Source organism: Litoreibacter janthinus (assembly GCF_900111945.1).
GTDB classification, from domain to species: Bacteria; Pseudomonadota; Alphaproteobacteria; order Rhodobacterales; family Rhodobacteraceae; genus Litoreibacter; species Litoreibacter janthinus.
Window position 1 is genome coordinate 656,476 of sequence record NZ_FOYO01000001.1, and the last position, 17,453, is coordinate 673,928.

Consider the following 17,453-nt stretch of genomic DNA (forward strand, 5'->3'; position numbering starts at 1 on the left):
TCTATATTGCAAACAATGGTTTCAACCAAATAAACGACGCAAGAGTCCCGTGTTAGTCACAGCGTTGGGGTCTTTGGGGGCCGTAGGATCGGTCACAGGCGCTTGACCTTCCATCAGAGCATTGCCGAAATCGTAAAGTGTTTGTAACCCGTCAGAGCTGCTGAGTGGCGCGTCTTTCAGCCCCAAAACGGAAAGGGCAACGACAGAGTTCTTTACGTCGAAGTAGCCACGCCAATAGGTTGTTGCATGACCTGGTGAGGACTGGGATTTGTTTTCACGCGCATGAACAAAAAACGCGCCATTCCTTGCAAAGCTGTCAAGAACTTCGACATTTCCACCGTCGCCGTCTGAGCTAAGCGACGCTTTGCCCGCATCGGACGCGAAGAATTCCGCTAAAGCAACTTCGGACTGGCCGATGCTGGGGCCCGTCCGTCCCGAAGGCAGAACGGTCGCAGTCGCAATCGCATTCACAAATGGCTGCGGCAGTTCGTCATTATCGGCAATCGCGGCGCAGTTGCCGAACACGATAAAGGCTTGCGCAGGGCCGTGCCGCGAGGATTTCGGATCAACACAGAATCCGGTTGGGCCGCGAACCACAACCCGATCAGCGGTAACCGTTATCTCGGACGGAGCGGATTGAGGGCCAGACCCAGCCGCACCGAAACCAGCCAGCGGGGTTTCCCCGCAAGCCGATAGGTATGTCGTGGCTAAGATAGCTGCATAGGCAAGACGCACAGCTTTAGAGGTCCATGTAGATGTGTTTTTCCGCTTTAGCGCCAGGATGCGTCACGGCGCCAAGGCGCGTGGACCCGACAAGCTGCGAATACTTCCACAACGCGCCTGAGGCATAGATCGTCTCACGCGGGCCTTTCCAATTGGCTTTACGCTCTGCAAGCTCGTCTTCAGTCAGATCCACGCTGATTTCGCCTTTGATGGCGTCCAGTGTGATGACGTCGCCGTCTTGCAGCATGGCAATCGGGCCACCATGAGCAGCTTCCGGGCCAACGTGACCCACGCAGAAGCCGCGCGTAGCGCCAGAGAAACGGCCATCCGTGATCAACGCCACTTTTTTGCCCATGCCTTGGCCGGACAATGCAGCAGTGGTGGCCAGCATTTCGCGCATGCCAGGACCACCTGCCGGACCTTCGTTGCGGATAACCAGAACTTCACCCTCTTTGTATTCACGCTTTTGAACAGCGGCAAAGGCGTCCTCTTCGCATTCGAACACACGCGCTGGGCCAGTGAACATTTGGTGCTGCGAAGACATTCCAGCGACCTTAACGATCGCGCCTTCAGGGGCGAGGTTACCTTTCAGGCCGACAACGCCACCGGTTTTAGAAAGAGGCTCCGCAATCGAGTAGATTACCTTGCCATCAGCTTCCAGCTCCACGCGTTCGATCTCTTCTCCGATGGAATAGCCCGTCGCGGTCATGCAATCTTCGTTGATCAGGCCCGCTTTGCGCAATTCCTTCATGATCACGGGAACGCCGCCCACTTCGTAAAGGTCTTTCGCCACGTACTGGCCACCTGGTTTCAGATCGACGAAATAAGGTGTGTCACGGAAGATTTCGCAGACGTCATCCAAGTCAAAGTCTATGCCCGCTTCATGAGCCATCGCAGGCAAGTGCAGACCCGCGTTGGTAGAGCCACCGGTACAGGCCACGACACGCGCCGCGTTTTGCAGACTTTCGAGCGTTACAATGTCCCGCGCGCGGATGTTTTTCTCAAGCAGGTTCATAACCGCTTGCCCGGATGCAATCGCGTAGTGGTCGCGGCTCTCATACGGGGCGGGCGCACCGGCAGAGTTTGGCAACGCCAGACCAATTGCTTCGGAGACACAGGCCATCGTGTTTGCAGTGAACTGGCCGCCACAGGCACCAGCGGAAGGGCAGGCGACGCGTTCCAAGGTACGAAGCGCTTCGTCAGACAGGTTGCCCGCCTGATGCTCGCCCACAGCTTCGAACACGTCTTGGACAGTGACGTCCTTCCCGTTCAACCGACCCGGAAGGATGGAGCCGCCATAGATGAACACCGACGGTGTGTTGAGGCGGATCATCGCCATCATCATGCCCGGAAGGGATTTGTCACATCCAGCCAGACCGACGATTGCATCGTAACAATGGCCGCGCATGGTCAGCTCAACTGTGTCTGCGATGGCTTCGCGGGACGCGAGCGAAGACCGCATGCCTTCGTGACCCATAGCGATGCCGTCGGTCACAGTGATCGTTGTAAACTCGCGCGGGGTGCCGTTGCCTTGTTTAACACCAAGCTTCACGGCTTGCGCCTGACGGTTCAGCGCAATGTTACAGGGGGCGGCTTCGTTCCAGCATGTGGCTACGCCAACGAAAGGCTGGTGAATTTCCTCGTCACCAAGGCCCATCGCATAGAAATAGGACCGGTGCGGCGCGCGGGATGGGCCCTCGGTCACATAGCGGCTGGGCAGGTTGGTTTTGTCGGTGGGTTTCTTCAGCATGTATGCCTCCCTCAAAAGCGTTGCAAAACGGAATAAAGGCCAAGCCCCACAGGCACAAGCGCGATTGCGCCGAAGAGGGTGCGACGATAGCGTGTCAAAAAAACCACCCAGAGGCACGCGCATATGTTCAGAACTCCGGCATTCGAGGCCTTCATCGCACCCGCGCTGCGCTATCCGGCCTTCTGGCGAATCGTGGTGGCGATCATAACTGGGCTAGGTGTCTACATGCTCGGGTCGGCTGCGATCCTGTGGTTTGGCATAGAACCCCTTGCCGCCATATTCCCAGAGTTGGAGGGCATGGACGCCTTCATGCTTCTTTACGGAAACGGAACATCGCCGGGGCAAATGGCTTTGATACTCGCGACGTTCATCCCGATGGGGCTAGCCGCGTTTGTGATGGCGGCATGGCACTGGAGGGGGCCTGCATCGCTGTTCGGTCCAAGGGCTGGCTTCGCGCGGGCGTTCTTACTATCGGTTGCCATTCTTGCGTTGGCGAACATTCTCTTCTTCTTGGCAGAGAAACTGATTTCGCCGGAGATCTACGAGGCGAACTTGCCTTTCATGGTTTGGGCCAAGCACTTGATCTGGGCGGTTCCTTTGCTATTCATCCAAACTACGTCGGAAGAGCTGGTTTTTCGCGGGTATTGTCTGCAGCAACTGGCTGCTCGGTTTCGAAGCCCGCTAATCTGGATGATTTTGCCCTCTTTGCTGTTTGGCATGGGGCACTATGACGATACGATAGACCCTATCCTTGCTCTTTTGATAGTTTTTGCAACAACGTTGTTCGGCGTCGTCGCCGCTGATCTGACCCGCATCACTGGCAATCTAGGGGCCGCAATGGGGCTCCATTTCGCCAATAATTTCGTGGCCCTGCTTTTGGTCGGTGTTCCGGGGGAGCTATCAGGCCTTGCGCTCTATCACGCGCCGTTCACTATGGACGATACGGAGACTCTGACACAGTATCTCACGTTAGATATCGCAATTCTGATAGCGCTTTGGGTTGTGATCAGGCGGGTCTTGCGTTGATTGCAATTTCCGCGTCTCGGGATTATCTGGGCGTAAGCAACGGGAGCAGAGCCACATGAACTGGATTTCCAACTACGTCCGGCCAACCATCAACTCTCTATTTTCGCGCCGCGAGGTGCCAGAGAACTTATGGAGCAAATGCGACGAGTGTGGAACAATGCTGTTCCACCGCGAACTGTCGGACAATCAGAATGTCTGCACAAACTGCGATCACCACATGGCAATCACAGCGCGTGAGCGGTTTAAAGCGTTGTTCGATGGCGGCATTTTCGTCGAGGTAGATGTTCCGGCTCCGGTTGCGGACCCGCTCCACTTCAAAGATCAGAAAAAATACCCTGACCGCATGAAAGCCGCGATCAAGAAAACCGGCGAAAAAGAAGCCATGCTGGTGGCCGAGGGCGAGATCCTACGCACCCCAATCGTAGCAGCTGCGCAGGATTTCAGCTTCATGGGCGGCTCCATGAGTATGTATGTCGGCAACGCAATCATCGCGGCCGCCGAACGCGCTGTGGCAACGGGGCGCCCGCTCGTGTTGTTCTCGGCGGCTGGTGGTGCGCGAATGCAGGAAGGCATTCTTGGCCTCATGCAAATGCCGCGCACGACGATTGCAGTCGAAATGCTGAAAGAGGCGGGGCTTCCCTACATTGTGGTTCTGACTCACCCAACGACCGGCGGCGTTACGGCCTCCTATGCAATGTTGGGAGATGTTCAAATCGCTGAACCAAATGCGCTGATCGGTTTTGCGGGTGCGCGGGTGATTGAGCAAACGATCAGAGAGAAGCTTCCAGAAGGCTTCCAGCGTGCGGAATACCTTCTTGACCACGGGATGCTTGACCGCGTTACACATCGCAAAGACATGAAGGACGAGTTGGTGACGATCATTCGTATGCTGACGGGCCAGCCCCCCGCTACTAGAGGCGATCTCCCTCCGCCAGACTCGGAGCCTGAGGCCAAACCAGTGGGCCCTGCCGAGTGACGACGCAGACGAGCGACGCCATCCTCGAACGGATGATGGCGCTTCACCCCAAGATCATCGATCTGACACTGGATCGTGTCTGGCGCCTGCTTGCTGTTCTGGATCACCCTGAACAAAAGCTGCCGCCGGTGATCCACATCGCTGGGACCAATGGCAAAGGCTCTACACAAGCCATGATCCGAGCAGGGCTTGAGGGCGCGAATAAAGCCGTTCACGCCTACACCTCTCCGCATCTAGCACGCTTCCACGAACGGATTCGCTTGGCTGGGGATTTGATTTCCGAAGAACATCTGACCGAGGTGCTGGACGAATGTTATACCGCAAACGGTCCTGAATCGATCACCTACTTCGAGATCACCACGGTGGCAGCTTTGCTTGCTTTCAGCCGAGTTAGAGCCGATTTCGTTGTTCTGGAAGTCGGGTTGGGCGGGCGGCTGGACGCAACGAACGTGCTCGAGAAACCCAAAGTAACTGTGATTACCCCGATCTCGATAGATCACGAAAGTTTTCTGGGGGATACACTGGCCAAGATCGCGCATGAGAAAGCAGGCATCATTAAACGTGGTGTGCCTTGCGTCGTTGGTCCGCAGCCTGAAGAAGCGATGGATGTGATCGAAGCGCGGGCAGCAAAGCTTGGCGCGCCGCTTCTTGCTTATGGTCAGCACTGGCATGTTTGGCAGGAGCGTGGGCGTCTTATCTTTCAAGATGAACGCGGATTGTTGGACCTGCCCCTTCCAGCACTTCTTGGAGCCCATCAAATTCAGAACGCGGGCGCGGCGTTGGCGGTTTTGCGGCACTTGGAGTTCGATGAAACCGCGTGTGAGGCGGCGTTGACCAACGCCGTTTGGCCCGCGCGCATGCAGCGGTTGAAAACCGGGTCATTGGTCGAAGCCGCCGGTCAGGCAGAACTTTGGCTTGATGGGGGCCATAATCCAGCGGCGGGTGATGCGCTTGCGGAACTGCTAAAATCGCTCCCCTCTAAACCGACCTATTTGATTTGCGGAATGCTCAATACAAAAGACGTGCGCGGATATATGCGCCCGCTCGCCGAAGTTGCGCAGGCACTGTACTCGGTTTCAATTCCGGGCGAGCAAGCGACACTCTCGGCGGGAGAAACTGCCGCCGCTGCCCGTGACGTTGGCATTCAGGCGATAGAGGCCGACGGCGTCTTAGCGGCGATCGAAGCAATCACAGTCGCTGAGCCGAATGCCCGCATCTTGATCTGTGGATCGTTATATTTGGCTGGCAGCATCCTGCGCGAAAACGGCTAGTCGATCGCCCAGCCGACGCTTTGCATTTCGCGCAAACGCGATGCAGTGCGTTCGAACTCAAACACGCCCTCACCTTCCAGATAGAGCCGCTCAGGCTCCGCGGCGGCGGAACAGATCAGGCGGACTTTTCCTTCATACAAGGCGTCGATAAGTGTCACGAACCGCTTTGCTTCGTTGAAGTTGTCACGCGACAGGCAGGGAATATCCTCTAACACAAGAACACGAACGTTTTCGGCAACGGCTAGATAGTCGGCAGCGCCCAAAGGTTGACCGCATAGATCATAGAAATTCGCACGAGCAATGCCATTCCGAAACGCAGGCAGCATCACATCGCGCCCCTTCACTCGAAGAACCAAAGGCTCTGCGGCACCGCCAGTCAGGCTTTGCCAGATGGATGAAATCTTAGCTTTCGCGTTGGCATTGGCAGGTGAGAAATAGACCTGCTCCCCCTCAAGCCGATCTTGGCGATAATCGGTGTCCGACGATAGCTCATGCACAGTGAGCCTGTCTTTCAGCATCTCGATGAATGGCACAAACAGGTTACGGTTCAAGCCGTCTTTATACAGGTCATCCGGCGCCCGGTTGGACGTGGTGACGATGACGACTCCGCTTGCAAAAAGGTTCTCAAACAGCCTGCCGACAATCATCGCGTCGGTGATGTCAGTGATCTGCATCTCGTCAAAACAAAGCAGTCGCACCTCTTTCGCGATGTCCTCGGCCACGGGCTTGATCGCGTCATCCACACCCGTTTTGCGAACCTCATGCATCGCGGAGTGGACCTCCTGCATGAACGCATGAAAGTGGACGCGTCGCTTGCGCTGCTCGGGGACCGCCTCAAAAAACAAATCCATCAACATGGATTTGCCACGACCGACGCCGCCCCAAATATACAGACCTTTCACTGGAACATTGTCGCTGCCGAAGAAGCCGAAGAGCTTCTTTTTGCCAGTGCTCGCCTCCAGCTGCGCGGCTACGTCGTCGAACAGAGGTAGAACCGCGTGCTGCGCCGGGTCGGGGTTTATCTCGCCCGCCTGAACTTTGGCGTCGTAGGTCTGAGTTAGAAGCATTGGGGCCGTCTTATCATTTTTGTTTACCTGATGTCGCAATAATCATGATTTGACGCAAACCGGAAATTCATCGACGTTTCCACAATGGAAAAATCGCGCGCCCCACTGTTCACCCCTGTTCTAATCGTCGGCAGCATTATTGTGATGCTGTGCTTCGCCATTCGGGCAAGCTTTGGCGTGTTTCAAATCCCGATTGCGCAGGAGTTTGGCTGGCCGCGCGCTGAATTTAGCTTGGCGATCGCAATTCAGAACCTTGCCTGGGGTATCGGACAGCCCATCTTCGGAGCGATTGCCGAAAAGCTGGGGGACCGTAGGGCGATTATTATCGGCGCGTTGCTTTACGCTGTGGGCCTTGTCCTCTCGTCCTTCGCGATCACGCCGGGAGAGCATCAGGTTTACGAGATCCTTGTGGGTTTCGGTATCGCGGGCACTGGGTTCGGGGTAATTCTTGCAATGGTCGGTCGCGCCGCTTCGGACGATAACAGGTCGATGGCGTTAGGGATTGCCACAGCCGCAGGTTCAGCCGGTCAGGTATTCGGTCCGCTTGCCGCAGAGTTCCTGTTGGGTCATTTTCCGTGGCAAACCGTGTTTGTCATTTTCGCGGCGGTCATACTTCTGTCGCTCTTTTCGCTGCCGTTCATGCGGGCACCGATGGCCACACGGTCGGAATTGGAAGACAGCCTAGGCACCGTACTCAGGCGCGCGTTCAAAGATCCTTCCTTTGCGATGATCTTTTTGGGGTTCTTTTCCTGTGGGTATCAGCTGGGCTTCATCACGGCCCATTTTCCGGCCTTCATCACCGAGGTGTGCGGCCCAATCGCGAGTGGTGGCTTGCTGGCTGGGCTTGGGATCACTTCGACATCTGCGTTAGGCGCCTTCGCCATAGCGCTGATTGGCTTGGCCAATATTGGCGGCACAATCCTTGCAGGCTACTTAGGGCACCGGTTCTCTAAAAAATATCTGCTCGCGGGGATTTACACTGGCCGGACGATTGTCGCGGCGTTGTTTATCCTGACCCCCATGACTCCGACCACGGTCGTTGTCTTTAGCTTGGCAATGGGGAGCCTGTGGCTTGCAACGGTGCCGCTCACATCAGGACTTGTGGCCCATATTTACGGGCTGCGTTACATGGGCACACTCTACGGGATCGTGTTCTTCTCCCATCAACTTGGGTCATTCCTTGGCGTTTGGTTGGGGGGCAAACTTTATGACATTACGGGTGACTACACATTGGTCTGGTGGATCGGCATCGGTATCGGGGCGTTCAGCGCGATTGTGCATTTACCGGTGCGCGAGAAGCCGTGGTCCGCTCAGCCAGCGTAAACCACAGGGAACCAGTCCTCACGAAGCCTGTCGCCTGCCTGCATTCCATGCCCCGGAAAGGGCGGCGAGGTGCGGCCGGGGCGTTCGACATATCTTGCGTCGTCGCCGACAAACCGAAGTGACAAGGCCCTTCGGCGGTTTGTTGTTTCGTTCCCACGCGCACCATGCGCCGTGCGATAGTCAAACAAGACCGCGTCGCCAGGTTCCATTGGCCATTCTAGCACCGCATCATCGGACGGGTTCGGCACGTCGATCCATTCGTCGTCGGACGCATAGAAATCGCTGTCATCGGCCCAAGACACCGGCCGGACCATTTTATCCCATTTGTGAGAGCCAGCAATGAAGCGCAGGCTGGCCTCGCGCACAGGATCAAGCGGAATCCAAAGACTGACGGTCTGCGACCCTTCGACGAAGTAATAGGGCGCGTCCTGATGCCAAGGGGTTGGTTTTGGCGTGCTGGGCTCTTTCACCAGAACGTGGTCATGGAAGATTTGCGCAGTCCTAGAAACCATTGCGCGGGCGGCGAGCTCTGCGGCGGGGCTTTCACGAATGATCTGTTCGAACTCAGGAATACGGTGCCAGTTGCAGTAATCATCAAAAAAGCGCCCTTGCGTCACGGCATTCTCTGACGCGTATTCACCGGGCTCGCGGATGTTGCGCTCGATTCCCGCAGCGATGATGTCGACCCAGTCCTTGAAAACACCACGCACGACGACGGCCCCGTCGCGTTGGAATTCTTCGATCTGCTGCTCTGTGATCAATTGGCGTTCCACTTTTCCAGAATGTAGCGGCACGTCATCAAGTCCAAATGTGCACCGCCACCGTTTTTGCAGATGGTGATATCGTCAGGCGCGCGCTTGAAGGCCTCTGGCGTATAGAAATCTGCCAAGACATCGCTCCGTTTGATAGCACCGCTGGCAAGGGGAATCTTTAATTCCCCGATATGATCCAGTGTCGTCGCAAAACTGTCGGCAAACACTTTTGAGCGCTGCAGAGCCTCGTCGTCTACTTCGCGCATATCAGGTCGGTAGGCGCCAATCAGGTCAAGATGTTGGCCAGCTTGCAGCCACTCGCCCTTTAGAATCGGGTCAGTTGCCATGGTTGCCGAGCAGATAATTTGCGCTTGCCTGACGCCGTCCTCCAGCTCTGCAACACTGGTCGCACCGTGGGTGGAGGCAAAGACCTTGGCATAGTCTCTATTCCTGCCCCAAACGACATATTTGGCGTCTGGAAATACACTTCGATAGGCGTCAATCATATTGCCCGCGACCGTCCCAGTTCCCACAAGTAAAATGGTATCTGGATTCGGGTTGGCCAGCAGTTTTGCGGCGTAGAGACTGTCTCCTGCGGTCTTCCATTTTGTAACCAGATGAAAGTCTATGATTGCCTCCAGTTCGCCAGTTTCGTCAGAAAACATGGAGACCGAGCCGTTGATCGCGGATTGGCCATTGGCCTTGTTTCCCGGAAAAACAGTCGCGGATTTGACGGCGAGGCCCAATCCATCGATCCACGCAGATCGTGACAAAAGCGTATCTGGGTCTCGGTAAAGGAACGTGTCGCCGATCTCGGCTTTCGGGAGTTTGTGCCCTCGCGCTAGCGCATCGGTCAGTCCGTCCCAGCCGATAGCGGCTTCACCGTCCTCGAAACCTATGACTTTGATTGTCACGGAGAAGCCTCGTCGGCAGTAAGAAGGCCATGCAAGACCAAACAATCAGCCCAGCCTTGCGGGGTCTCAAACAAATGGGTTTTCCAGCCGCGCGACTGCGCCATTTCAATATTGTCGGCGCGATCATCCGCAAAGAGCAGTGATTCCGGCGCAAGCTCGCAATCGTCTTCCACCATCTGATAGATTTTCGGATCGGGCTTAATGACCTGCATATGGCCGGAAATGTATCGACGGTCGAATTCACCGAGGTAGCTATACACCGTTTCAGCGTAGTCAAAGCTGCCAATCCCGAAGTTGGAAAGGGCGAAAACCGGTATGCCCTTGCTGCGCAGGGCACGCAGCAGTTTCACCGAATGGTCAATCGTAGGCGACGCCATTTCGATCCAATGATCGTGCCACATACGGATTTCGTTGCGCCATTTCGGATAGTTTTCTGCGGCGCCATAGATCGTTTCTTTAAACGGGGCGCCCAGATCGACCTTGTCGTTCATCCCGTGAAGATCGACCTCGGCAAACATCGCCTTGCGTCGGTCTTCACCGATTGCACTGTCGTAAAAGCGTTCTGGTTGCCACTCGAGCAGCACGTTGCCGATGTCGAAGATAACTGCCTTGATCATGCGTATAGTGCCTCTGCGTGGAAAGAGATGTGGTCTTCCATGAAGGTGGAAACGAAGAAGTAGGAATGGTCATAACCGGGCTGCATACGGAACGTCATTTCTTGTCGCTTTGCGGCCGCGGCCTGTGCCAAAATCTCGGGTTTCAGCAGATCTAGGAATTGGTCCTTGGTTCCTGTGTCGATCAGCACCGGCCCGTCGAAGCCATGTTCAGCCATTAACAAGCTAGCGTCGTGACCAGCCCATTTTGACTCATCAGAGCCTAAATAGGCTTCAAACTGCTTGCGACCCCAATCGGACCCGCTAGGGTTGCAGATCGGAGAAAAGGCCGAGACGCTAGAGAACCGGCCAGCTTCGCGCATCGCAATTGTAAGCGCGCCGTGACCGCCCATGGAATGCCCTGTAATGGCCTGACGCGATGCATCCAGCGCGAATTTTTCGAACACCAGCTCGGTGAGGTCTTTGGTGATGTAATCATACATCTGGAAATGCGGTGCCCACGGTGCCTTGGTCGCGTTGACATAGAACCCCGCGCCTTTGCCCAGATCGTAGGCTTCGTCATCCGCGATAGCTTCGCCGCGGGGCGAGGTGTCGGGGAAAATCAAGGCAATCCCTTGCTCAGCCGCCCAGCCTTGCGCGGCCGCTTTCACCATGGCGTTCTCATGAGTGCACGTCAGACCGGACAAATACCAAAGAACGGGCACTGGACCGTCTTGGGCTTCGGCTGGCAGGAACAGTCCAAACGTCATATCGCAATCACAGCTGGCAGAGCGGTGGGAGTAGACGCCTTGAATCCCGCCAAAACACGCGTTCTCGGAAATCGTTTCCATGTGGTCTCCTTTAGCTGACCCAGCCGATAACCAGCGAAACGGTCAGAATGCTGACGGCGGTAGATATAAGAATACTGGCGGATACCCGCGTCGGGGCAACCCCATAATGCTGCGCGATCATGTACACATTGCCCGCAACGGGCAAGGATGCGGCTGCGACCATCACTGATGCTGAATACGGGTCCACCCGAAACAGCCAAAGCGCAGAGATTGCGACGGCTGCGGGATGCAATACCAACTTCGAGAAAGATAGCCACGATGCAACCTGCATCCGCTCTGCCGATTTTGTGGCAAGCGACGCACCGATTGCGAACAGCGCACCAGGGGTGGCCGCGCCCCCTAAGATGGACAGAAATTCGTTGAAGGGCACTGGAATTGGAACGGCTGACGCAGACCATCCGAAGCCAAGGACAATTGACACAATCATCGGGTTCTTGAGCAGGCCCATTCCAACCGTCTTCAGAACCCCCAAAGACATCCGGCCGTCACGCGAACCGGTGATCAGGATAACCACGAGGCTGCCGAAAAAGATGAGATCCACGGCGAGGATCAACATCACAGGTCCGATAGCCTCTTCTCCCATGAGTAGCACCAGCATTGGCACCCCAAGGAAGCCGACATTGCCGATGACGCCACATTGCGCCTCAATCGCGGCTTCCTCAATGGGCCGCCAGCGCAGCAAGGCCACTGCGGTTACGATCAAGTAAACAAAGGCCGTCGCCCAGAAATACGAGATGATATAGGTCCAATCCAAAATCTCGGCGATCGAAAGGTTGGCAGAGAACCGGAACAGCATTGCTGACAGGGCAAAATAGAAAACGAACTTCGTCAGATATCCCGTGGCCTCGGGGGTGAAAAACTTCACTTTCCCGGCCCAATAACCCACGCCAATAATGGCGAAAAAGGGCAGTGTTTTCAGAAATATCTCCAGCATCGCAATCCCCGATAGCACGGTCTCGGGGGTTGCAACAGAGGCTTAGCCGCTGCCGATCAGCACGCCAGCCGCCAGCACGAGTGCGCCGCCGAGGACGACCTGAAGCGCGGCACGGAAGAACGGAGTTTCCATGAAGCGGTTCTGGATCCACGCTATGGCCCACAATTCGATAAACACAACGATGGCTGCGATTGTCGTCGCGGTCCAAAAATCGGTGATCAGATACGGCAACGCGTGGCCCAACCCGCCTACGGTGGTCATGATACCTGAGGCAAAACCGCGTTTCCAAGGCGAGCCACGGCCAGACAGTTGCCCGTCATCGGAGGCCGCTTCTGTGAAGCCCATAGATATGCCCGCGCCGACTGATGCGGCGAGACCCACGAGAAAGGTTTCCCATGTGTTACCCGTGGCGAACGCAGCCGCGAAGATCGGGGCAAGCGTTGAGACAGAGCCATCCATGAGCCCGGCCAAGCCGGGTTGGACCCAAGTCAGCACAAACTGGCGATGCGCTTCTGTGTCTTCGGTTTCTCGTGCGTCACCGTCAATCTGGGCGTTCAGATCCGATGCCTTCTGTTCGTGACTTGCCTCTGCCGCCGCTAGGTCACCAAGCAGCTTACGCGTGTCTGCGTCGGTCGTTCGTTTCGCGGCAAGTTCGTAGAATCGCTGCGCGTCTCGTTCCATTTGGCCGGCTTGTTCGCGGATTTTCTCGAGCCCGAGGTTTTCGATCAGCCAGATCGGCGAGCGAGCATAAAACCCTGCCACATGCTCGCGGCGCAAAAGCGGAATGACGTCGCCAAACCGCTTTTTGTGCAGGTCAATCAGCATCTGCCGGTGGGTGTCTTCCTCCGCAGCCATGCTTTCAAAAATCTCGGTGGTTGCTGGAAAGCTTTCACGCAGGCGTTCTGCGTAGCCTCGATAGATGCGTGCGTCATCTTCTTCGGAGGAAATGGCGAGGGCTAGAACCTCTTGCTCGCTCAGATCAGTGAAGCGGCGGCGAAAAGAGACGGACGGGAGCATGATGACCTCTAAATTAGAATAATTCTAAAATAGTCAAAATATCGAACAGTTCAAGGTTCAATGAAAGTAAACTGATCAGTTCAGAAAGTACTTGAATATCTAAACGACTCGGTTTAGTTGTCTCAATATGAACCGAACGGTTTACTTTTGAAGGAATAAGAAAATGAACATTCTCAAATCTGCAGCACTCGTCGCTTCTTTTGCCCTAGCTGGCCCTGCGCTGGCAGATGGGGGCGCCTCGTTTGTTTACATGCCGCATCTCACCTACACGGCGCAGGATGCCGCTGTTTCCAAAGATGTGGTGCCCGCTTCGCTGAAAAAACCCGACACCTGCACCCAGCTTGAACGTGGCGGTGACGTCACATCGGATGCCTGCGGAACGCTAGCCAGTTCTGACCTAGTGAAACGCAAGCTGTCGCACGACGAGTAGCTCCCCCTACCTAACGTCGCGCACTTGGGCGGGCCTTCGGGCCTGCCCTCAATCATTCGGCAGTTGTTGCCGAAACTAAACTGAATGGTCTATAATAGATGATCAGGGCAGGGAGGCACTCACTTGGACGGAAATACTCCGGAAATCAAACGCGGCCGTAAATACGATCAGGTGATCGCTGGAGCGCGCGACGTTTTTCTGGCGCATGGATTCGAGGGTGCAAGTGTCGACTTGATTGCCCGCGAGGCTGGCGTGTCCAAGGCGACGCTTTATAGCTACTTCCCTGACAAGCGCATGCTGTTTGTCGAGGTCGCGAAGCAAGAATGCGCTTCTCAAGCCGATCGGGCGTTGCAGGTCGATGCCACTGATATTCCCGTTCGCGAGATGCTCACAACGATGTCTCACAAGATGATGGAGTTTCTGACCTCCAATTTTGCCCAGCGCATCTTCCGTATTTGCGTAGCGGAATCTGATCGGTTTCCCGAATTGGGGCGCGAGTTCTATGCCTCCGGACCCAAGCTGCTTGAAGATAGACTCAGTGTCTATTTTGAACACGCATGCGAGCGTGGCGAACTGAAGATCGACGACATCGGCCTCGCCGCGATGCAGTTTCAGGAACTGGTCAAATCCGAAATTTTTGTGAAAATGATCTTCAACATCATCGAAAAGCCAACACAGGCTCAAATTGACCGGGTCATCAACGGCGCCGTCGACATGTTTCTGGCACGCTACGCCGCTTAACCAGCGCGGCGTACCTTAAGCTGTGTGCCGTCTTTCTGGGTCTCAAGCGCTTTGAGTTTTCGGATAAGGTCGCTGAGTTTCTTTTCGCCATAGGTCCGTGTGTCGAAGTCAGGGTTGTCGGCCATGATGAACTGACCCAGCGCACCAAGCGAATACCAATCATCGTCGGTGTTCATCTTATCCATTGCCCTCAGGATCAATGGAATCGCCTTTGTCGGGTTCTCTTTCCCTACTGCGGGCGCTGGGCTGCCACCGCGTTCCGGTTCCGGCTCGTCAATCAAATTTTCGATAAGGATGAAGCGATTGCAGACGTTCCGAAGAGCCTCGGGGGCCTTCCTCTCACCGATGCCAATGACGTCCAACCCTTCCTCACGAATACGCGAAGCAAGTCGGGTGAAGTCGCTGTCAGACGACACCAGCACGAAACCGTCGAACTTTCCGGTGTGCAAGATATCCATCGCGTCGATCACCAGCCCGATGTCAGACGCGTTCTTGCCCTTGGTGTTGGCGGTCTCCTGATGAGCAACAAGCCCTAGGGCACGGATCTTTTCAGACCACTTTTTCAACTGCCCGCTGGACCAGTCGCCGTAAACTCGGCGCAAGGCGGGCTCCCCGAAAGCGGTTACCTCCTTGAGAATTACTTCCGCGTTGTCGGCGGGAATGTTGTCCGCATCAATGAGAACAGCGTAAAGCGGCCGAGATCGGTCGGCCATTAATAAACTACGACCGAACGGATGGATTCCCCTGCGTGCATCAGATCGAATCCCTTGTTGATGTCATCCAGCCCCATGGTGTGGGTAATCATCGGATCAATCTCGATCTTGCCGTCCATGTACCAGTCAACAATCTTCGGCACATCCGTGCGACCACGCGCGCCACCGAATGCCGTGCCGCGCCAGCTGCGGCCCGTCACCAACTGGAATGGGCGGGTACTAATCTCGGCACCAGCGGGCGCAACACCAATGATGATAGACTCGCCCCAGCCCTTATGGGCCGACTCTAATGCGGTTCGCATAACACCCACGTTGCCAGTTGCGTCAAAGGTATAGTCTGCGCCGCCCTTGGTCAGGTTAACGAGGTAGGCAACCAGATCACCGTCAATCTCGCTTGGGTTGACGAAATCTGTCATCCCGAACCGTGTCGCCATCTCCACCTTTGACGGGTTCAGGTCCACGCCAACGATCTGGTCGGCGCCGGCAAGGCGTAAACCTTGGATGACGTTCAGGCCGATGCCTCCAAGACCAAACACAATCGCACGGGAGCCGATCTCGACTTTGGCGGTGTTGATTACCGCCCCAATGCCAGTAGTGACGCCACAGCCGATGTAACAGATTTTATCAAACGGGGCGTCTTCACGCACTTTCGCCAAGGCGATTTCCGGCAGAACGGAATGGTTCGCGAATGTCGAACACCCCATGTAGTGCAGGATCGGGTCACCATCGAGTGTTGAAAACCGCGACGTCCCGTCTGGCATTAAGCCCTGCCCTTGGGTCGATCGGATCGATTGGCACAGGTTTGTCTTTGGGTTCAGGCAGTACTCGCACTCGCGACATTCGGGCGTATAGAGCGGGATCACGTGATCCCCCTTCTTCAAGGTTGTTACGCCGGGTCCTACATCGACGACGATCCCCGCACCTTCATGGCCAAGAATGGCCGGAAATAAACCTTCCGGATCAGCGCCTGAGAGGGTGAACTCGTCCGTATGACAGATGCCCGTGGCCTTCATCTCGACCAAAACTTCGCCCTCGCGAGGTCCATCGAGGTTTACTTCCATGATTTCCAGCGGTTTTCCGGCTTGGATGGCGACTGCAGCTCTGGTGCGCATAATTTGATCCTCTCTAGGCGTTTGATCGCCAGCCTTGCGCATCGTCACGCCGAAATCAATCGCCTTAGATTTGCTCAAAACAGCCCGAGGCCTTAAACCCGACAAATGCGATTCCTTTTTCCAATCCTCCTGCTGCTATCGGCTTGCGACACGCCGCTTTCTGATCCTGCTGATTTTGATGGCCAGCCGCGCTGTGGGGCCGAGAATTACTATTATCTTCTTGGGAAGAGGGCGACGGCACTGGAAGAGGTGCAGTTGCCGAGCACGGCACGAGTGCTGCGGCCAGACGATGTGATCACCATGGATTTCAGCCCCGATCGCTTGACCATTGATGTCGACCGCTCTGGTCTCGTTTCCAGCGTCACATGTCGCTGACCTTCCTCGCGGGTAAGGTTGCAAGACAGGCTAACGCCTTTGTCGCACCAACTCTTTGACCGCACCCTAAATCGGGGTAGAACGCTCAAATGGCGAAGGCAGCAAAGACACCCAAAAAGCCAATCAAACAGGCAAAACCGAAGCGCTCCATCTTTTGGTGGATCGGCGTCATGCCCTATTTGGCGTTGCGCTGGGGTCTGCGCGCGGTGTTGGCGGTCGCTCTAATTATTCTGCTGGTCGTGGTTTTCTATGCATTCGTGAACCCGCCAAGCACAGCCTACATCATGTCAGAGAACTGGCGGTTGGACGAAACCCGTCGCGAATGGCGCGATTTCGAGACTATTTCGCCGCATATGCCCCATGCTATTGTTGCAGCAGAAGACGCAAATTTCTGTAATCACTGGGGTTTCGACATGGCCGCGATCCGCGACGCTCTTGAGGACGGTGGCGGGCGTGGAGCTTCTACCATCTCCCAGCAAACGGTAAAGAACGTGTTTCTATGGCATGGGCGAAACTGGACACGTAAGGCACTAGAAGCCGCAATCACGCCGGTCATGGAAACAGTCTGGACCAAGCGCCGGATTCTAGAGGTCTATATGAATGTTGCCGAGTTCGATGAAGGCGTATTCGGTGTCGGCGCGGCTGCGCCCTGGTATTTTGGTGTTGATGCAAAAGACCTAAGCCCCCGTCAGGCTTCTTTGCTCGCAGCGATTCTACCCAACCCGAAACAACGCTCAGCCAAGCGGCCATCTGCATTCGTGCAGAAACGGGCGCGCTCGATCGCCTCCGGAGCGGCTACGATCCGCGCGGATGGGCGCAACGCGTGTTTCGATGGTTGAAAATTCCGCGTAACGTTGCCATGACAGGCAGACAGATTTCTCCCAT

19 protein-coding genes are annotated in these 17,453 nt (G+C 55.8%); 8 read left to right on the plus strand and 11 right to left on the minus strand.

Going from position 1 to position 17,453, the window contains the following annotated elements; all coding sequences use genetic code 11:
• Positions 1 to 21: 21 nt before the first annotated feature.
• The gene (locus BM352_RS03325) at positions 22 to 735 is read right to left on the minus strand and encodes a hypothetical protein (RefSeq protein ID WP_090212493.1); all 714 of its coding nucleotides are present in this window, start codon (positions 733 to 735) and stop codon (positions 22 to 24) included.
• Between the two features lie 4 nt (positions 736 to 739).
• The gene (gene ilvD, locus BM352_RS03330) at positions 740 to 2,473 is read right to left on the minus strand and encodes a dihydroxy-acid dehydratase (RefSeq protein ID WP_090212495.1); all 1,734 of its coding nucleotides are present in this window, start codon (positions 2,471 to 2,473) and stop codon (positions 740 to 742) included.
• Between the two features lie 123 nt (positions 2,474 to 2,596).
• Here ilvD and BM352_RS03335 point away from each other — a divergent pair, with 123 nt between their 5' ends.
• From BM352_RS03335 to BM352_RS03345, 3 genes are read left to right on the plus strand one after another with little or no spacing between them, the layout of a single operon-like run.
• Positions 2,597 to 3,499: a CPBP family intramembrane glutamic endopeptidase gene (locus BM352_RS03335; RefSeq protein ID WP_090212497.1), complete on the plus strand. Its 903-nt coding sequence runs from the start codon at positions 2,597 to 2,599 to the stop codon at positions 3,497 to 3,499.
• Positions 3,500 to 3,554: 55 nt separating this feature from the next.
• Positions 3,555 to 4,475 carry an acetyl-CoA carboxylase, carboxyltransferase subunit beta gene (accD, locus tag BM352_RS03340; RefSeq protein WP_090212500.1) on the plus strand — a complete coding sequence of 307 codons (921 nt, stop codon included), beginning with the start codon at positions 3,555 to 3,557 and terminating at the stop codon, positions 4,473 to 4,475.
• Complete coding sequence (locus tag BM352_RS03345) at positions 4,472 to 5,746, plus strand: bifunctional folylpolyglutamate synthase/dihydrofolate synthase (RefSeq protein WP_245780900.1); 1,275 nt, start codon at positions 4,472 to 4,474, stop codon at positions 5,744 to 5,746. The genes accD and BM352_RS03345 overlap by 4 nt, the downstream gene beginning before the upstream one ends.
• Here BM352_RS03345 and zapE read toward each other — a convergent pair.
• Entirely contained in the window at positions 5,743 to 6,813 is a 1,071-nt protein-coding gene (gene zapE / locus BM352_RS03350; RefSeq protein ID WP_090212503.1) for a cell division protein ZapE, read from the minus strand. The genes BM352_RS03345 and zapE overlap by 4 nt on opposite strands.
• A gap of 84 nt (positions 6,814 to 6,897) precedes the next feature.
• Here zapE and BM352_RS03355 point away from each other — a divergent pair, with 84 nt between their 5' ends.
• A complete protein-coding gene (locus tag BM352_RS03355; protein ID WP_090212506.1) occupies positions 6,898 to 8,136 on the plus strand; it encodes an MFS transporter in 1,239 nt (412 codons plus the stop codon).
• On the opposite strand, the gene BM352_RS03360 is transcribed toward BM352_RS03355, so the two are convergent.
• Genes BM352_RS03360 through mbfA form a run of 6 tightly spaced genes read right to left on the minus strand, consistent with a single transcriptional unit; the run spans position 8,124 to position 13,197 of the window.
• Complete coding sequence (locus BM352_RS03360) at positions 8,124 to 8,909, minus strand: phytanoyl-CoA dioxygenase family protein (RefSeq protein ID WP_217642978.1); 786 nt, start codon at positions 8,907 to 8,909, stop codon at positions 8,124 to 8,126. The genes BM352_RS03355 and BM352_RS03360 overlap by 13 nt on opposite strands.
• Positions 8,894 to 9,802 (minus strand): ornithine cyclodeaminase family protein, encoded by a 909-nt coding sequence (locus BM352_RS03365; protein WP_090212510.1) that lies wholly within the window; start codon positions 9,800 to 9,802, stop codon positions 8,894 to 8,896. The genes BM352_RS03360 and BM352_RS03365 overlap by 16 nt, the downstream gene beginning before the upstream one ends.
• Positions 9,799 to 10,419, minus strand: coding sequence for an HAD family hydrolase (locus BM352_RS03370; protein ID WP_090212513.1), 621 nt, complete (start codon positions 10,417 to 10,419; stop codon positions 9,799 to 9,801). Before BM352_RS03370 ends, BM352_RS03365 begins: the two co-directional genes overlap by 4 nt.
• On the minus strand, positions 10,416 to 11,246 hold the full coding sequence (fghA, locus tag BM352_RS03375) for an S-formylglutathione hydrolase (RefSeq protein WP_090212516.1): 831 nt from the start codon (positions 11,244 to 11,246) through the stop codon (positions 10,416 to 10,418). Before fghA ends, BM352_RS03370 begins: the two co-directional genes overlap by 4 nt.
• Positions 11,247 to 11,256: 10 nt before the next feature.
• Complete coding sequence (locus tag BM352_RS03380) at positions 11,257 to 12,180, minus strand: AEC family transporter (protein ID WP_090212518.1); 924 nt, start codon at positions 12,178 to 12,180, stop codon at positions 11,257 to 11,259.
• A 42-nt stretch (positions 12,181 to 12,222) separates the two neighbouring features.
• Entirely contained in the window at positions 12,223 to 13,197 is a 975-nt protein-coding gene (gene mbfA / locus BM352_RS03385) for an iron exporter MbfA (protein ID WP_090212520.1), read from the minus strand.
• Positions 13,198 to 13,360: 163 nt separating this feature from the next.
• Here mbfA and BM352_RS03390 point away from each other — a divergent pair, with 163 nt between their 5' ends.
• Together BM352_RS03390 and BM352_RS03395 are read left to right on the plus strand one after the other, a co-directional pair.
• Entirely contained in the window at positions 13,361 to 13,627 is a 267-nt protein-coding gene (locus BM352_RS03390; RefSeq protein WP_090212523.1) for a hypothetical protein, read from the plus strand.
• A 123-nt stretch (positions 13,628 to 13,750) separates the two neighbouring features.
• Entirely contained in the window at positions 13,751 to 14,368 is a 618-nt protein-coding gene (locus tag BM352_RS03395; protein ID WP_090212526.1) for a TetR/AcrR family transcriptional regulator, read from the plus strand.
• Here BM352_RS03395 and BM352_RS03400 read toward each other — a convergent pair.
• Together BM352_RS03400 and BM352_RS03405 are read right to left on the minus strand one after the other, a co-directional pair.
• Positions 14,365 to 15,081, minus strand: coding sequence for an NYN domain-containing protein (locus BM352_RS03400; RefSeq protein WP_090212528.1), 717 nt, complete (start codon positions 15,079 to 15,081; stop codon positions 14,365 to 14,367). The two genes, BM352_RS03395 and BM352_RS03400, sit on opposite strands and share 4 nt — an antisense overlap.
• Positions 15,081 to 16,193, minus strand: coding sequence for an S-(hydroxymethyl)glutathione dehydrogenase/class III alcohol dehydrogenase (locus BM352_RS03405; RefSeq protein WP_090219812.1), 1,113 nt, complete (start codon positions 16,191 to 16,193; stop codon positions 15,081 to 15,083). Before BM352_RS03405 ends, BM352_RS03400 begins: the two co-directional genes overlap by 1 nt.
• Positions 16,194 to 16,298: 105 nt before the next feature.
• Here BM352_RS03405 and BM352_RS03410 point away from each other — a divergent pair, with 105 nt between their 5' ends.
• The gene (locus BM352_RS03410; protein ID WP_090212531.1) at positions 16,299 to 16,568 is read left to right on the plus strand and encodes an I78 family peptidase inhibitor; all 270 of its coding nucleotides are present in this window, start codon (positions 16,299 to 16,301) and stop codon (positions 16,566 to 16,568) included.
• A gap of 89 nt (positions 16,569 to 16,657) precedes the next feature.
• The gene (gene mtgA, locus BM352_RS03415; RefSeq protein WP_090212535.1) at positions 16,658 to 17,407 is read left to right on the plus strand and encodes a monofunctional biosynthetic peptidoglycan transglycosylase; all 750 of its coding nucleotides are present in this window, start codon (positions 16,658 to 16,660) and stop codon (positions 17,405 to 17,407) included.
• Positions 17,408 to 17,453: the final 46 nt, after the last annotated feature.

Coding starts and splice junctions, on each gene's coding strand:
- BM352_RS03355 (WP_090212506.1), top strand. CDS start 6,898: ATGGAAAAATCGCGCGCCCCACTGTTCACCCCTGTTCTAATCGTCGGC.
- BM352_RS03400 (WP_090212528.1), bottom strand. CDS start 15,081: ATGGCCGACCGATCTCGGCCGCTTTACGCTGTTCTCATTGATGCGGAC.
- BM352_RS03390 (WP_090212523.1), top strand. CDS start 13,361: ATGAACATTCTCAAATCTGCAGCACTCGTCGCTTCTTTTGCCCTAGCT.
- BM352_RS03380 (WP_090212518.1), bottom strand. CDS start 12,180: ATGCTGGAGATATTTCTGAAAACACTGCCCTTTTTCGCCATTATTGGC.
- mtgA (WP_090212535.1), top strand. CDS start 16,658: ATGGCGAAGGCAGCAAAGACACCCAAAAAGCCAATCAAACAGGCAAAA.
- fghA (WP_090212516.1), bottom strand. CDS start 11,246: ATGGAAACGATTTCCGAGAACGCGTGTTTTGGCGGGATTCAAGGCGTC.
- zapE (WP_090212503.1), bottom strand. CDS start 6,813: ATGCTTCTAACTCAGACCTACGACGCCAAAGTTCAGGCGGGCGAGATA.
- BM352_RS03370 (WP_090212513.1), bottom strand. CDS start 10,419: ATGATCAAGGCAGTTATCTTCGACATCGGCAACGTGCTGCTCGAGTGG.
- BM352_RS03405 (WP_090219812.1), bottom strand. CDS start 16,193: ATGCGCACCAGAGCTGCAGTCGCCATCCAAGCCGGAAAACCGCTGGAA.
- mbfA (WP_090212520.1), bottom strand. CDS start 13,197: ATGCTCCCGTCCGTCTCTTTTCGCCGCCGCTTCACTGATCTGAGCGAG.
- BM352_RS03410 (WP_090212531.1), top strand. CDS start 16,299: ATGCGATTCCTTTTTCCAATCCTCCTGCTGCTATCGGCTTGCGACACG.
- BM352_RS03335 (WP_090212497.1), top strand. CDS start 2,597: ATGTTCAGAACTCCGGCATTCGAGGCCTTCATCGCACCCGCGCTGCGC.
- ilvD (WP_090212495.1), bottom strand. CDS start 2,473: ATGCTGAAGAAACCCACCGACAAAACCAACCTGCCCAGCCGCTATGTG.
- accD (WP_090212500.1), top strand. CDS start 3,555: ATGAACTGGATTTCCAACTACGTCCGGCCAACCATCAACTCTCTATTT.